Origin of the sequence: Paenibacillus solisilvae, from assembly GCF_042656405.1 — a bacterium.
In the GTDB taxonomy this organism is placed as follows: Bacteria; Bacillota; Bacilli; order Paenibacillales; family Paenibacillaceae; genus Paenibacillus_Z; species Paenibacillus_Z solisilvae.
The window spans coordinates 13,598-27,892 of sequence record NZ_JBHSOW010000012.1 but is presented as its reverse complement, the minus strand read 5'-3'; the positions used below and the strand labels follow the sequence as shown (position 1 = coordinate 27,892).

Below are 14,295 nucleotides of genomic sequence, written 5' to 3'. Positions count from 1 at the left end.
CCTGGAAGAGTAGGACGTCGCCAAGCACGAACAACCGACCGCAGTCATGCGGTCGGTTTTTTGTTGTTGTTATCTCTTCTTATAAATAACCAATAACGACCATTACTGGTGACATCTCCTTCACAACAGAGCGCGCTGTAAGGCTCATACTAAGGATAACAGTCTTTAGGAATTGTGGAAGGGGATGCATATCTTGTTGATGTATAGAGTAAGGCTAGTCGGACTCGTTGCCTGTGTTTTAGTTGGAATTACAGGGTGTGATTCCAAGGATCACACCGATGGCGGAGTCCAATTAAAGCCTGGAGATCATGGGCTCCCTGATCTCATAATGAAGAAAGCTGCAGCAGCCGATACTCCACGGAATAAATTTATTTTACGGAGTACTAGACAACTGACAACTGATTCCCGTCCCAAAAATCAAATAACAATTCACTCCCACACTAAGACTCTTGCAGAAACACATGTATCTTTACATAAGCCTGATGACCCCATTAGAGGGATATATGTGTCAGGCTGGGTAGCAGGAAGCAAGAAACGATTAAATCAGCTAATCGCTTTAATTGAGCGAACCGATTTGAACGCGATGGTTATTGATGTGAAGAATGATTATGGGAAGCTAACGTATCGTTCCGATCTGTCACAGATTAAATCGATCGGAGCTGATAATGAACCGGCGATATCAGATGTTCGGCAATTGCTGCAAAAATTAAAGAAAAAAAACATTTATGTAATTGGCCGGATCGTAACGTTCAAAGATCCTTTGTATGCCCGCAAATATCCCTCTATGGCACTGCAGTCGCGCAGCGGCGGGGTATGGCAAGATACGCAGGGTCACGCATGGTTAGATCCCTATCAACCAGCTGTACGCTCTTACAATCAATCCATCGCTATGGAGGCTGCTTCATTGGGGTTTGATGAAATTCAGTTCGATTATGTTCGTTTTCCGGATAATGGAGCAAAAGTCGATCGTGAAGTTCGCTACAGCGGGCACAGCAACAAGACAAAGCCGGAAATCATCAGCCAGTTTCTTCATGAATCCCGAGTAAAGATGAATAGACAGGGTGTCCGAGTTTCCGCTGATGTGTTTGGTCTTGTGACCTCTTCTCCGAACGATATGGGGATCGGTCAGTCCTGGCGTGGGATCACCAGTTCGGTTGATGTTATTTCACCCATGACCTATCCTTCACACTATTCGACAGGCATGTATGGGGTAAAGCAGCCGGACCTTGCTCCTGCAGCGATTATCAAGCATGCGATGAAGGATGCCCAGGAGCGTAATAAGTACATTTCTAGAGAAAGGAAACAGCGGCCGGCTGAGATACGTCCATGGCTGCAAGGCTTCACAGCAACGTGGGTACATCCGCACCAACAGTACCAATCAGAACAGATCCGTAAACAGGTTGAGGCGGCGAAGGCACAGGGAATTAAGCAATTTTTGCTTTGGAGCTCGAATTGTAAATATGATTATCGTTCATAAATTCGGCAAAATCCCCCGCGTGCCGCAATCTTGACAGCCCCTACCCCCTCTGCTAATATTGCAATAATATACGCCAGAGTAAACAAAGATATGGTGTGCAAAGCTGGTTATTTGCTGCCAAATAGGATGGAGGAATATAAAGGTGTGGGAAAATAAATTTGTCAAAGAAGGACTAACCTTTGATGACGTACTGCTTGTACCCCGCAAATCAGAAGTGCTGCCGCGTGAAGTTGATGTTTCTGTCAATCTCAGCGCAAACGTGAAACTGAACATTCCACTAATGAGTGCCGGAATGGATACAGTTACTGAAGCTGCACTTGCGATTGCGATGGCACGTGAAGGCGGCATCGGGATTATTCATAAAAATATGTCAATTGCTCAGCAAGCAGAAGAGGTAGATCGTGTTAAACGGTCAGAGAGCGGAGTCATCACTAATCCATTCTCGTTGACTCGCGATCACCACGTTTATGATGCAGAAGAGCTTATGGGCAAGTACCGGATCTCCGGTGTACCGGTTGTTGATGAGAATCAGAAGCTCGTCGGAATTATAACCAATCGCGATTTGCGATTCATACATGACTACTCGATGAAAATCAGCGATGTTATGACGCATGAGAACCTGGTTACTGCGCCGGTAGGAACAACGCTCCAAGAGGCAGAAGTGCTCCTCCAGAAGCACAAGATCGAGAAGCTGCCGCTTGTTGATGATACGAATACCCTCAAAGGGCTTATAACGATTAAAGACATAGAGAAAGCTATACAGTTCCCTAACGCGGCTAAGGATCCTCAAGGCAGACTGCTTTGCGGCGCAGCTGTTGGGATCGCTAAGGATACACCAGAACGGGCTGAGGCATTAGTAAAATCGGGTGTAGATGTTCTTGTCGTGGATACTGCGCATGGCCACCAGAAGAATGTTATCGAGATGGTACGCAAACTTCATGGCTTATATCCCGATCTGACTATTGTTGCTGGTAATGTTGCGACTGGTGAGGGTACGCGTGAGCTTATTGAAGCCGGCGCCTCGGTCATTAAAGTCGGAATGGGCCCTGGCTCAATCTGTACAACACGTATTATCGCAGGTATCGGTGTTCCTCAAATTACTGCTATTTATGACTGTGCAAGTGTAGCACGTGAATATAATGTACCTATTATTGCAGATGGCGGTATTAAGTACTCCGGTGATATTACCAAAGCGATTGCAGCCGGTGCCAGCACAATCATGATCGGAAGTCTTTTTGCAGGGACGGAAGAAAGCCCGGGTGAATCCGAAATTTATCAGGGACGCCGGTTTAAAGTGTATCGCGGAATGGGCTCCCTTGGTGCGATGAAAGAGGGCAGCAAGGACCGTTACTTCCAGGAGAATGAGAACAAGCTCGTTCCTGAAGGAATTGAAGGCCGTTTGCCTTACAAAGGACCGCTTGCAGATACGGTACATCAATTGATCGGCGGACTTCGCTCCGGTATGGGATACTGCGGGGCTCAAACGATCGATCAGCTCAAACACGATACACAATTTGTTCGCATCACGGGAGCAGGTTTGCGTGAAAGTCACCCGCATGACGTTCAAATCACGAAAGAAGCGCCAAACTATTCCCTATAAATAGAGTAGGATGAGAAATAGATTATAAGCATGAGATCTTATGGATGATAGAAGGCGGTTGATGCCAACTGTCATGCAGACTCCTAGCTGAAGTAGAATAAGGCAGGGATAAGGTGGGAATTGACCTTTTTCCCTGCTTTTATTTTTTTAAACGGGTTTGATATGGTACAATAAACGCTAGATAAACTAGATACCATGGGAGCAAAGGAGAGAATATGTTGAGACGGAATAAAAAACCGGTACGTTTGTTTCCGGTCATTTCTACACTGTTGGTCGGAATGCTTTTAGCGATTGTTATAGGCCAGACAGCGGCTTTTGCTGCTGGTAACTCATATCCAGCGAATTCATTGGGGCTTGAAGTTAAATCAGCCATACTTATTGATGCAGATACAGGGCAAGTGCTGTATCAGGTGAATCAAGACGAGGCACGTCCGCCTGCAAGTATGACGAAGATGATGACGGAGTACATTGTTCTCGAGGAAATTGCTTCAGGACGTAAGAAATGGGATGAAATTGTAACCGTTACGGAAGAAGCGGCTTCAACACCGGCCGATGGTTCGCAAATTTATTTGGCTGCTGGTGATAAGCATACGGTAAAGGACTTATATATTGCTATGGCAGTAGGCTCGGCCAATGATGCGACAGTTGCATTAGCAGATTCAATTGGCGGTACAGAGCAGGGATTCGTTAAGAAAATGAATGAAACCGCGCAATCACTTGGCTTAAAATCGGCTAATTTCACAAGCGCAACCGGGCTTAGTGAGACAACTGTCATTTCAGCAGCTGATCTCGCTAAATTTGCAAGTATATTACTGAAAAAACATCCGGAATTCTTGGATTATTCCAAGCTCCCCTCTTATAAATTCCGTCCGCGGGATAAAGATCCAATGATTAACTGGAACTGGATGCTAGCGTCGAATAAATCGGTTCCTTCATTAAAGCAGTTCGCTTACGATGGTGTGGACGGTATGAAAACCGGCTATATTAGTGCTGCAGGCTATTGCTTCACCTCTACAGCTCAGCGCGGCGATATGCGCTTGATAACTGTTGTTATGGGTGCTAAGACAATTAACAAACGATTCACAGAAACGACGAAGCTGCTTGATTATGGATTCAATAATTTTGAGCAGAAAACCGTTATTGCACCAAAAACCGTGGTAGAAAAAGCTGAGAAGGTTAAAATAAAGAAAGGCGTTTCGAAAGAAGTGCCGATTATGACAGCTTCAGACGTTACCTTTTTTGTGAAAAAGGGCTCAACGCCTAACATTACTCAAACCAAATTGACGTTAAAAACAGAGGATGAGCTTGTAGCACCGATTGCCAATGGGCAGGAGGTAGGCTCGGTTACGTATACGTATAAAGATCCTGAAACCGGCAAATCCATCGATAAAACAGTTAAACTGATCACTTCCGAGGAAGTGAAAAAGGGCAGCTGGTGGAGGCTGCTGTTCCGCGCTATCGGAGGTTTTTTCGGCAGCTTGTTTAGAGGAATTGTCGATTTATTTTAATGGCTCAGATAGGCAAGCTTTCTACTATGAATTGATGGTTGTCGATTAGTAAGGGATGCTGTAAAATATGTGGTTAGAGCAGTTGAGAGATGAAACGATTAGAACGATGCAAAGCCGCCTAGATATTGCTTACAAAGCAAGTAGGACTACACATAAGCCGTAACGGGCCGCCGGTCCAAGCAAAACCAAGAATTTTGCTTACGAAGCGAGTGTTTGATCCATGATACTTTGGTGGGTGTCATGGGGTAGGAACCACGAAAAAACTAAGAATATGCTTACGAAGTGAGTTTTTGCTCCGTGATACCTTAGTCAGGTACAGCTGGGCAGAGCCGCGCAAAAACTTTTAGGAGGATTTTGGATCATGGAAACAGGAACTTCGCGTGTAAAACGCGGTATGGCTGAAATGCAAAAAGGCGGCGTCATCATGGATGTTATGAACGCCGAGCAAGCAAAAATTGCTGAAGCGGCAGGTGCTACAGCAGTAATGGCGCTGGAGCGCGTACCTTCTGATATTCGTGCGGCAGGCGGAGTCGCCCGTATGGCTGATCCGACAATTCTTGAAGAAGTTATGAAAGTTGTTTCGATTCCGGTTATGGCAAAAGCGCGTATCGGTCATTTTGTTGAAGCCAAAGTTCTTGAAGCACTCGGCGCAGACTACATTGACGAGAGTGAAGTCCTTACTCCAGCAGATGAAGTATTCCATATCGACAAACGTGATTTCACAGTTCCATTCGTATGCGGGGCCAAAGATCTTGGAGAAGCGCTTCGTCGTATTCAAGAAGGCGCAGCTATGATGCGTACGAAAGGTGAACCAGGTACAGGGAACATTGTTGAAGCCGTACGTCACATGCGTCTTATTCTCGGTCAAATCCGTCACGTACAGAACCTGTCCAAGGACGAGCTGTACCACGAAGCAAAAACGCTCGGCGTGAACTACGAGCTGCTGTTGAATGTACATGAGACTGGTAAGCTTCCAGTTGTTAACTTTGCAGCAGGCGGTATTGCTACACCTTCCGATGCGGCTCTTATGATGCACCTTGGCGCTGATGGCGTATTTGTCGGTTCCGGTATCTTTAAATCGGACAGCCCTGAAAAATTTGGTCGTGCGATCGTTGAAGCGACTACACATTACCAAGATTATAAATTAATTGCTGAAGTATCGAAGAATCTTGGTACTCCTATGAAGGGAATCGAAATTTCCAAACTTGCCGCTGCAGAACGTATGCAGGATCGCGGTTTGTAAAATTTTAACGGTTAGCATAGCAAGGTTAGGAAGAAAGAGGCGACATCGATGAAAATAGGCGTTCTGGCACTGCAGGGTGCCGTTGCGGAGCATATGCGGAGTATTAAGTCAGCTGGCGGTGAGCCAGTCGCAATTAAGCGGGTTGAAGAGCTCGATGAGCTGGACGGTCTCATAATTCCCGGAGGCGAAAGCACGACGATCGGTAAGCTGATGCGCAAGTATGGTTTTATAGATGCGATCCGTGAGTTCTCCAATCAGGGGAAGCCGATATTTGGAACCTGCGCAGGACTTATCGTTCTTGCTGAGCGTATCGAAGGTCAGGAAGAGGCTCACCTTGAGCTGATGGATATGACTGTAGCACGTAATGCTTTTGGACGTCAGCAGGAAAGCTTTGAGACCGATTTGCCTGTGAAAGGCATTGATGAGCCGATCCGTGCCGTGTTCATACGTGCTCCGCTTATCAAAGAGGTTTCTCCTAGTGTAGAAGTACTCTCCACCTATAAAGATGAAATCGTCACAGCAAGACAAGGCCATTTACTGGCATCTTCTTATCATCCGGAGCTCACAGACGATTACCGTCTGCATGCTTATTTTTTGGAGATGGCTAAGGAAGCCGCTGCAGCTAAAGAATAAACAGCTAAAGACTGCGATTATGCAGTCTTTTTGCCAATATTAAAAGTATATTTCGCTGGTATTTAGAGAGGGGCTGCCTTTTCGTGTTGGATGTAAAAATTTTGAGAAATGATTTTGGTCAAGTAGAGCAGGCGCTTCGCAACCGAGGCAAGTCGCTTGATCTTATTGCTGAATTCCCTGCACTGGATGGTAAATGGCGTGATCTGCTGCAAGAGAGCGAACAGCTCAAAAATCGCCGCAACACGGTATCACAGGAAGTCGCTAAGCTGAAAAAAAGCGGCGGAGATGCGGATGCATTAATCGTGGAAATGCGCGAGGTCGGTGACCGAATTAAGTCGCTTGATGATGAAATTCGGGCTATTGAGATCGAAATCAGAGATCTGACGCTGTCGATTCCGAACATCCCTAACGGGGATGTGCCAATAGGTGCATCTGAAGAGGATAATGTTGAAATTAGACGTGTTGGTGAAGTGCCCACACTGCCGTTTGAACCAAAGGCGCATTGGGAAATTGCACAGAATCTTGGAATTTTAGACTTTGAACGTGCAGCTAAAGTAACCGGTTCACGATTTGCCTTTTACCGTGGATTAGGTGCTCGTCTTGAACGTGCATTAATTAACTTCATGATGGATTTACATAGCGATCAGCATGGCTATTCGGAAGTGCTCCCCCCGTATATCGTTAACCGGGACAGTTTGATTGGAACCGGGCAGCTGCCTAAGTTTGAGGAGGATCTCTTCAAGCTGGAAGGATCGGATTATTACCTGATACCTACCGCAGAAGTTCCGGTTACTAATATTCACCGTGATGAAATTCTCTCCGCAGAGGATCTGCCTCAATATTTCGTCGCTTACAGTGCATGCTTCCGATCCGAGGCAGGTTCTGCCGGGCGTGATACACGCGGTCTGATTCGCCAGCATCAATTCAATAAGATTGAGCTTGTGAAGCTGTGTAAGCCTGAGAATTCCTATGAGGAGCTTGAGAAGCTGACTATGAACGCAGAGAAAGTGCTGCAGCTGCTTGATCTGCCTTATCGTGTGCTGACCCTTTGTACGGGTGATATGGGCTTCACTTCAGCTAAAACTTACGACTTGGAAGTGTGGCTGCCAAGCGGTGGTACTTACCGGGAAATCTCCTCTTGCTCCAACTTTGAGGATTTTCAAGCGCGTCGTGCAAACATCCGTTACCGTGCAGAAGCAAAGGGCAAACCGGAGTTCGTTCATACGCTTAATGGATCCGGCCTTGCGGTTGGACGGACGTTAGCGGCTATTCTGGAGAATTATCAACAGGCGGATGGAACGGTAGTTATTCCTGAGGTTCTTCGTTCATATATGGGCGGAATCGATCGTATCGGTTAGTTTCTCGAAAATAAATAGGCTGCAAGCTAAAAAGGAGTTGCATATTCCTTTTAGCTTGTGGTATGATATCTCTTGTCTTCTTTCTTAAGAAGTGACTTGATTTCATCTGGAGAGGTACCGAAGTGGTCATAACGGGGCGGTCTTGAAAACCGTTAGGGGGCAACTCCACGTGGGTTCGAATCCCACCCTCTCCGCCATATAACTTCAATGATAGCGCCTAAGTTGCTTGCAGCTTGGGCGCTTTTTGCATCTTAGGATTCCGCATAAAATAGCCGCCAGTGCTGCATATTATCCGCATGGAGGTGTTAAACGATGAGTAAACATGACGAACTCCGCATTGATCAACAGCAGCTCGCAGAAGCCTGGCAGCGGACACTGCCCGATACAGTGAATGAAACAGACCGCGCAACGGTTTTACCGGACGACGGCGATCCCAAAGCACTTCGAATTACGATACAAGCGGCAGGTCATCAAGCGTATAACTTTGACTTCCGGGTTAAATACGTGGACAGCCGAGAGATTAAAACAACATTAGTTGATGTGGAAAAGGATGGCCGTTCTGTTGATGAGCGAACCGATATTATTCAACAGCTTGTGCAGGACTATACGAGACATATACATGAGTGTGCACAGGCCCTCCATGGGCTAACGCACGCATAAACGGCAGGCGGGAAGGCAGGCGAAGACGTTGACCAAGAATAAAAGCCATGTAGATAAGAACTTGAGCAATGTAGCTGAGGATCTAGACAAAAATCCAGTAAACAGCCATCATGCCCAGCAGCTGCAGCAGGATACCAATGATCGGCGTCATCAAGACGCACTGAATCATGATGAGCCTGTAGATATGCATAACCAACACAATTAAGGTCGCAGCAGATGAGATAATCTAGTTTCTCTGTAATCAGCTGGTTCATAATTGACATAGGAGGAAACGAACGATGGGTAAACCAGACAGCGTTCCAGTGCCAAATCCGGATGAGTCGAGAGGACGTAATAAAAACACTCAGGGATCCGGACTGCAAGAGCCGTTATCAGGTTCCAAGAAGACCAAGCAGCATAATCATACGAGACATAATAATGCGCAAGGATAACCGATAATAATACCCATGGGGAGCCCTCTGAATCCAGTTAATAACTGGAGGAAGAGGGCTTTTTGAGGTTGCAGTGGGACGAGATACGGATTTATAACTTCCTCATTTCTGTGATTTGCGTTAGAATGAGAGATGCTAAAATAGTTTAGGGGGAAAATGTATGAAATTTCTAAAATCTGGACTTCTGGGTGCTTTATCACTCTTTGTCGTCATTACGGCTGGCTGCAGCACATCAAAGCCGCCCAAAGAGGAGATGGCTTCTGCACTAGTTAAATTACAGGAAGCAAAATCACTGAAGTTTACTGGAGATTTTGCATTCGATGATGTAGTCATCCCGCAGGATAAAATAGGCGACGAGGAATCCCTGGCTGCGACAAATATGATTGTTCAATTACTTAAAGGCGCTACAATCAAAATTCATGGCGCGATGCAGAAAGAACCTCAACGTTCAGAGCTCGTCATGGATCTCTCCTTCGGCAGTGAAGGCATGAAAGTTAATCTCACCATTCCAATTATTATAACCAAAGATAAAGTATGGCTGAAGGTTCCGCAGATTCCAGGCTTCGCGCTGCCTGATACGATTGCCGGCAAGTTTATTGAGGTTGATTTGAACAAGCTGAAGGAAGAACAGAAGAATGGGGCAGGGGCAGCATTATTAAATACAGAACAAACCGAGAAGCTAAGCCAAGATATACTGAAGACAGTGCTTGATAATTTTGACGATAAAACGTACTTTTCGGAGCCGAAGGCTGAAGATGTCAAGGGGCTGCCAGAGGGGTATAAAGGCGATAAATTTGTTCGTTTCTCCATTAACCAGCAAAATGTTGATCAAACCATCACCACAGTTATTGATAAAGTTGCTCCACAGATCATTGATCTTCTGTTGAAGAATGAGGAGTATTTGAAGGCACTGCAGTTGAAGAAAGAAGACTTGGAAGCCGCTAAGAAGGATCTGGCTGACAAGAAAGAAGGAGAAACGCAAAAAACGGTGGATGAGCTCAAAAAGAACCTCAAAATTAATGAATTGTCCTTCACCGGCGGCATTGAAGATGACTACATGACTTATCAAGATATGCGTGTGAATCTAGACTCAACAGATCCGAAAAATCTGATGAAACTGGCTGTTCACTTCACGATGTCCTACGACGATATTAACGATAAGGTGAAATTCGAGTATGAGCTGCCTAAGGATGCTGTTCCTGTGGAACAACTCCAAGATATGCTGACGCTGCCAAGCGGACTCTAATTAATTGGGCATCATACAAGGCTCCAGCCGCTCCATAGAGAGCCCCACGGAGGATGTAGCCGCGGTATGCGGGCAGTTCTTCAACTGCTCTGGAGGAGCTCCCAGCGACTATAACACCCTTATCTGAACAAAATGATCGTTATTAAGGAAAATCAAGGAAACCTATATATTGGTTTAATCGTTTGTCAGCTCAACAAGCTTCTTGATAAAGAGCGTATCCTGTCACAGTCGAATCAGACGGGAGGCGCTCTTTTCTATGGGTAAAGCTATGTTTGCTTCGGAGTGGAGCACAGTTTCATGCAGCCTAAGCAGAGCAAATTGGTTATAAGAGTTGAATTAAAATGGAACTATTGTGATAATAAATAGTTCTTTATGCATAGGACTAATGACCTATGTTCGAGATGTGCATAAAGCGGCTTTTCATTCCTGATAAGATTCATTCTGTGGATAAGATTTTGGATGCAAACCGTATATGCACAAAAAAACCTCCTGTGGATAACAGAAGGTTCAAGATCTCAATAAGTTATGGCGCGCCCGATACGATTCGAACGTACGACCTGCAGTTTAGGAAACTGTCGCTCTATCCTGCTGAGCTACGGGCGCGCGGCAAGGATAATAATAGCACGAAGCTGTTGGCTCTTGCAAGGGTGATAAAATCACTAGGAAATGTTTAATGAAACTAGGTATAAAGAATTAAATTTATGATGAATAATGTCGAAAAATTCTAGAAAAAAAAGTATATTCATCGACAAGATTTTACAAATTTCATTAGCTCTTTATCATATAATTAATCTGTTACTAACTGTAACTTTTTATGCGATAAGGAGCGATCACGAAGCGCTATGAAGGACAAAATTATGCTGCTCGATGAATTACATGCGCTACGTTTAAAGCTCTTAGAGGCAGCTGAAACGCGGGGGAGTTTAACCGATCCAGAAGTACTCGCGATCAGTGAAGCAGCCGACCAGCTTATTATAACCCTACAGTACATTCAGAAGAAAGAGTTATTGAGCTAATTCTGTTGCGGATTGTATCAGCTTTCTTTCTGCGAAGAAGAACGGCTTCGCAATTGTCGGAAAAATTGCTTGAGTAGGTCAGCGCATTCCTCCTGCAGCAGGCCGCTGACAAGTTCGGTTTCGTGATTGAAGCGGGGTTCTTGCAGCAGATTCATTAAGGTGCCGGCACATCCTGCCTTAGGGTCCACGGTGCCAAAGATAACCTTCTGAATTCGGCCTTGGACAAGTGCTCCCGCACACATTGGACAAGGCTCGAGAGTGACATACAGCGTACAGTCCAGCAGACGCCATGCGCCTAAACGGCTGCTTGCTTCTCGAATCGCAATCATCTCGGCATGTGCTGTCGGATCAAATGTCGTTTCTCTTAAGTTATACCCCCTCCCAATAACCTCCCCATTCTTTACAATGACTGCGCCTATTGGAACCTCCCCTAGTTGTTCGGCCTTCTTTGCCTCTAAGATCGCTTCCCGCATCCATTGATAATCAGACTCTTGAAAATAATAGTTATTCATAACTGGTAGTATCTCCAATCTCGCTTATTGAATAAAAATCTGGAAATCGACATAAATCGACTGTCGTTTTTAATCGAATTATGCCACGAACAAGCATTCGTTGTTAACAGCTTGTGTATAAGTATGTGTATAAGTATCCAGTTGTTCACAAGATTATACACATATTAGACTTAATCCGTGTGAATATGGGGAAAATCTGTGGATAACTTTTTTATTATATAAAAAACCCTCACTTATCAACTGGAAAAATAAAATGAAATAAGGAATCAAGTTGAAATGATGTGTCCTGAGCTTTCATTTTATGACAATTATGATATGATCCAATTAGATGATGTCCACAAGTTGCGTGAAGGGTGTGTCGCATATTGTCGGTCAAGACAAAGTTATCCTTTATGATTTCGTTCATTGTGTTTGTATTGCTTGTTCTTAATGTGGTTTTGAACGAATATTCGACCAGGGTCAGCCTGAGGGCAGATATAGAGACGGATATGGTACGTATGAGTCAACAAATAGCATCATCCGTAATTCAGTATTCCACAGAACAGAATCTTCTGCAAATGGCTGTAGATGAACGATTAAAGCGTGCATCGCTTATTACAGTTATGAAGCTGAACGGCAGCCTCAATAACGCTGGTGAAATAAGGCTAAGTGAGATTGCCAAAGAAGCAGGCGTTACTCACATCTCCTTATTAGCTGCGGATGGCGCCGGCTATAAGACGATATACTCTTCAAAACCCTCAGAGATCGGAAAGTTGAAGCAGCGGGATAACGAATCGGACTATTTCTTGCCGGAGTCCCCAAAGATGTCAAACCAAGGACCAGGGTATATCGGCAAGTGGAGCTTCTATAAGGATCCAATATTAAATATAATTATCAGTTCTTACATAGATCCTACAGATACAGATTTGATTATGAATCCATTAGGGACTAATGGCACAGATTCTTTCTTATCTCCAACCATTGTAAATTCTCCAATATTGCTTGAAATCAGCGGATTTAATCCTTTGAGGTTCGGTCATGAGCCTATAACGAGCATTCCCAAGGAAGCGACGCTCAATCAGCTTGGAGAAAGGCCTGTTGTTTTTGGAAGCTATACCTTCCGGGAAAAGGGGATGGATGAGAAGAGTGTCAAAGAGGCGGCAGAAGGACATGCTGTCTTCCACTATACGACGATTAATAATCGAGCGGTTATTAAAAGCTTTGTTCCTGTTCAAGGGGAAGTTACATATATTATCGGCCTTGTGTACGATAAACAGCCATTAATGAAACAAATTGATGATCAGCGCAGCAATCAAATCTTTATTTCTGCCATATTGCTAATTCTTGTCGTCTTCTGCAGCTATTGGCTATCGGATATCTTACTGCGACCTGTTCGCTCTATATTGTGGAAGGTTAATGAAGTATCGTTTGGGCGATTTGATAATTCGATCGTGGTCAGGCGGAAAGATGAGCTCGGTCAATTGGCACAACGGGTCAATGCGATGTCCAAGAATCTGGGTATCTACATGACCAAGCTTAAGCTGGCTTTTGAAGAGAACCGGTCCATGAAGGAATACTTGGAATCGTTTATTAACCATACCACTGATGCGATCCATGTTGTTGATCTTGAGGGCCGAATTACACAGGTTAATTATGCTTTCGAACAGTTATTCAGTTACAGCTCTGAGGAGGCAATTGGACAGATCCTGCCGCTTGCTCCGGAGCATCTGCATACGGAAGAGCAGCAAACGATGGAACAGCTGAAGTCAGGCAAGCCGTTGAAGGCCAGAGAGACGGAGCGCGTCACGAAGCAAGGCGAATTGATTGCAGTCAGTGTGACGACATCTCCTATCCGGGATAAACACGGGGCGATCAGAGCGATCGCAAGTATTACACGCGACATGACAAGCCGCAATAAGATGGAGGAGCTTCTGCGAAGGTCAGAGAAGCTGACGACGGTCGGCCAGCTGGCAGCAGGTGTAGCGCATGAGATCCGCAATCCCCTTACAACACTGCGCGGCTTTCTTCAGCTGCAATTAGAAACGTCGAAGCTCAATACGCGCCATATCGATATTATGCTTACGGAGCTCGATCGGATTAACTTAATCGTGGGTGAATTTCTTATTTTGGCCAAGCCACAGGCAACGCGGTTTGAAGATAAGGACATTCGGTTTATTCTGGGTGATGTCATCTCACTGCTCGATAGCCAAGCCCATTTGTGCAATATTGTGTTTGATCCGCTCTTTTGTAAAGAAGACTGCAGCATTTCTTGTGAAGAGAATCAGCTTAAGCAAGTATTTATCAATGTGCTGAAGAATGCAATGGAAGCGATGCCGCAGGGCGGACAGATTCGCATTGAGGTTACCCGTTATGGGGATAAGGAAGTCAGCGTATCTATTATGGATGAAGGAATCGGAATTCCGGATGAGATGATTTCGAAGCTCGGGGATCCTTTCTTCACCGATAAAGATACAGGCACAGGCCTCGGTATTATGGTCAGCCAGCGAATTATTCAAAGTCATCAAGGGACGATGGAAATAAGAAGCACGGTCAACGTAGGGACTACCGTAACGATTACGCTCCCGCTGAAACGGGATAAAGAGTAGAAGCGCGAGCGATGTTCCTTTAAATC

13 protein-coding genes and 2 tRNA genes are annotated in these 14,295 nt (G+C 45.1%); 13 read left to right on the top strand and 2 right to left on the bottom strand.

The features are described from left to right. Positions 1 to 505: 505 nt before the first annotated feature. From ACFPYJ_RS02535 to ACFPYJ_RS02485, 11 genes are all read left to right on the top strand, one after another. Entirely contained in the window at positions 506 to 1,477 is a 972-nt protein-coding gene (locus ACFPYJ_RS02535) for a putative glycoside hydrolase (RefSeq protein ID WP_379186475.1), read from the top strand. A gap of 142 nt (positions 1,478 to 1,619) precedes the next feature. Then, a complete protein-coding gene (gene guaB / locus ACFPYJ_RS02530) occupies positions 1,620 to 3,077 on the top strand; it encodes an IMP dehydrogenase (protein ID WP_379186474.1) in 1,458 nt (485 codons plus the stop codon). 215 nt (positions 3,078 to 3,292) lie between these two features. Further along, on the top strand, positions 3,293 to 4,585 hold the full coding sequence (locus ACFPYJ_RS02525) for a D-alanyl-D-alanine carboxypeptidase family protein (RefSeq protein ID WP_379186473.1): 1,293 nt from the start codon (positions 3,293 to 3,295) through the stop codon (positions 4,583 to 4,585). 358 nt (positions 4,586 to 4,943) lie between these two features. Then, the gene (gene pdxS, locus ACFPYJ_RS02520) at positions 4,944 to 5,828 is read left to right on the top strand and encodes a pyridoxal 5'-phosphate synthase lyase subunit PdxS (RefSeq protein WP_379186477.1); all 885 of its coding nucleotides are present in this window, start codon (positions 4,944 to 4,946) and stop codon (positions 5,826 to 5,828) included. A 48-nt stretch (positions 5,829 to 5,876) separates the two neighbouring features. Continuing rightward, on the top strand, positions 5,877 to 6,461 hold the full coding sequence (pdxT, locus tag ACFPYJ_RS02515; protein ID WP_379186472.1) for a pyridoxal 5'-phosphate synthase glutaminase subunit PdxT: 585 nt from the start codon (positions 5,877 to 5,879) through the stop codon (positions 6,459 to 6,461). Positions 6,462 to 6,544: 83 nt separating this feature from the next. Beyond that, entirely contained in the window at positions 6,545 to 7,819 is a 1,275-nt protein-coding gene (gene serS / locus ACFPYJ_RS02510; RefSeq protein WP_379186471.1) for a serine--tRNA ligase, read from the top strand. 108 nt (positions 7,820 to 7,927) lie between these two features. After that, positions 7,928 to 8,016: transfer RNA gene (locus ACFPYJ_RS02505), tRNA-Ser, on the top strand. A gap of 115 nt (positions 8,017 to 8,131) precedes the next feature. Further along, positions 8,132 to 8,479, top strand: a complete 348-nt coding sequence (locus ACFPYJ_RS02500; RefSeq protein WP_379186470.1) for a hypothetical protein — start codon at positions 8,132 to 8,134, stop codon at positions 8,477 to 8,479. 28 nt (positions 8,480 to 8,507) lie between these two features. Beyond that, positions 8,508 to 8,684, top strand: a complete 177-nt coding sequence (locus tag ACFPYJ_RS02495) for a hypothetical protein (RefSeq protein ID WP_379186469.1) — start codon at positions 8,508 to 8,510, stop codon at positions 8,682 to 8,684. 73 nt (positions 8,685 to 8,757) lie between these two features. Beyond that, positions 8,758 to 8,910, top strand: a complete 153-nt coding sequence (locus ACFPYJ_RS02490) for a small acid-soluble spore protein P (RefSeq protein ID WP_379186468.1) — start codon at positions 8,758 to 8,760, stop codon at positions 8,908 to 8,910. Positions 8,911 to 9,070: 160 nt separating this feature from the next. Next, positions 9,071 to 10,156, top strand: a complete 1,086-nt coding sequence (locus ACFPYJ_RS02485) for a hypothetical protein (RefSeq protein ID WP_379186467.1) — start codon at positions 9,071 to 9,073, stop codon at positions 10,154 to 10,156. A gap of 526 nt (positions 10,157 to 10,682) precedes the next feature. Here the strand turns inward: ACFPYJ_RS02485 and ACFPYJ_RS02480 are convergent. Then, positions 10,683 to 10,759 (bottom strand) — tRNA-Arg (locus ACFPYJ_RS02480). 239 nt (positions 10,760 to 10,998) lie between these two features. Between ACFPYJ_RS02480 and ACFPYJ_RS02475 the strand changes: the two genes are divergently transcribed. Beyond that, a complete protein-coding gene (locus tag ACFPYJ_RS02475) occupies positions 10,999 to 11,172 on the top strand; it encodes a Spo0E family sporulation regulatory protein-aspartic acid phosphatase (protein WP_379186466.1) in 174 nt (57 codons plus the stop codon). Between the two features lie 17 nt (positions 11,173 to 11,189). Here ACFPYJ_RS02475 and tadA read toward each other — a convergent pair whose 3' ends face one another. Then, positions 11,190 to 11,684, bottom strand: coding sequence for a tRNA adenosine(34) deaminase TadA (gene tadA / locus ACFPYJ_RS02470; RefSeq protein ID WP_379186465.1), 495 nt, complete (start codon positions 11,682 to 11,684; stop codon positions 11,190 to 11,192). Positions 11,685 to 12,181: 497 nt separating this feature from the next. On the opposite strand from tadA, the gene ACFPYJ_RS02465 reads away from it, so the two are divergent. Then, positions 12,182 to 14,269, top strand: coding sequence for an ATP-binding protein (locus ACFPYJ_RS02465; RefSeq protein ID WP_379186464.1), 2,088 nt, complete (start codon positions 12,182 to 12,184; stop codon positions 14,267 to 14,269). Positions 14,270 to 14,295 lie beyond the last annotated feature (26 nt).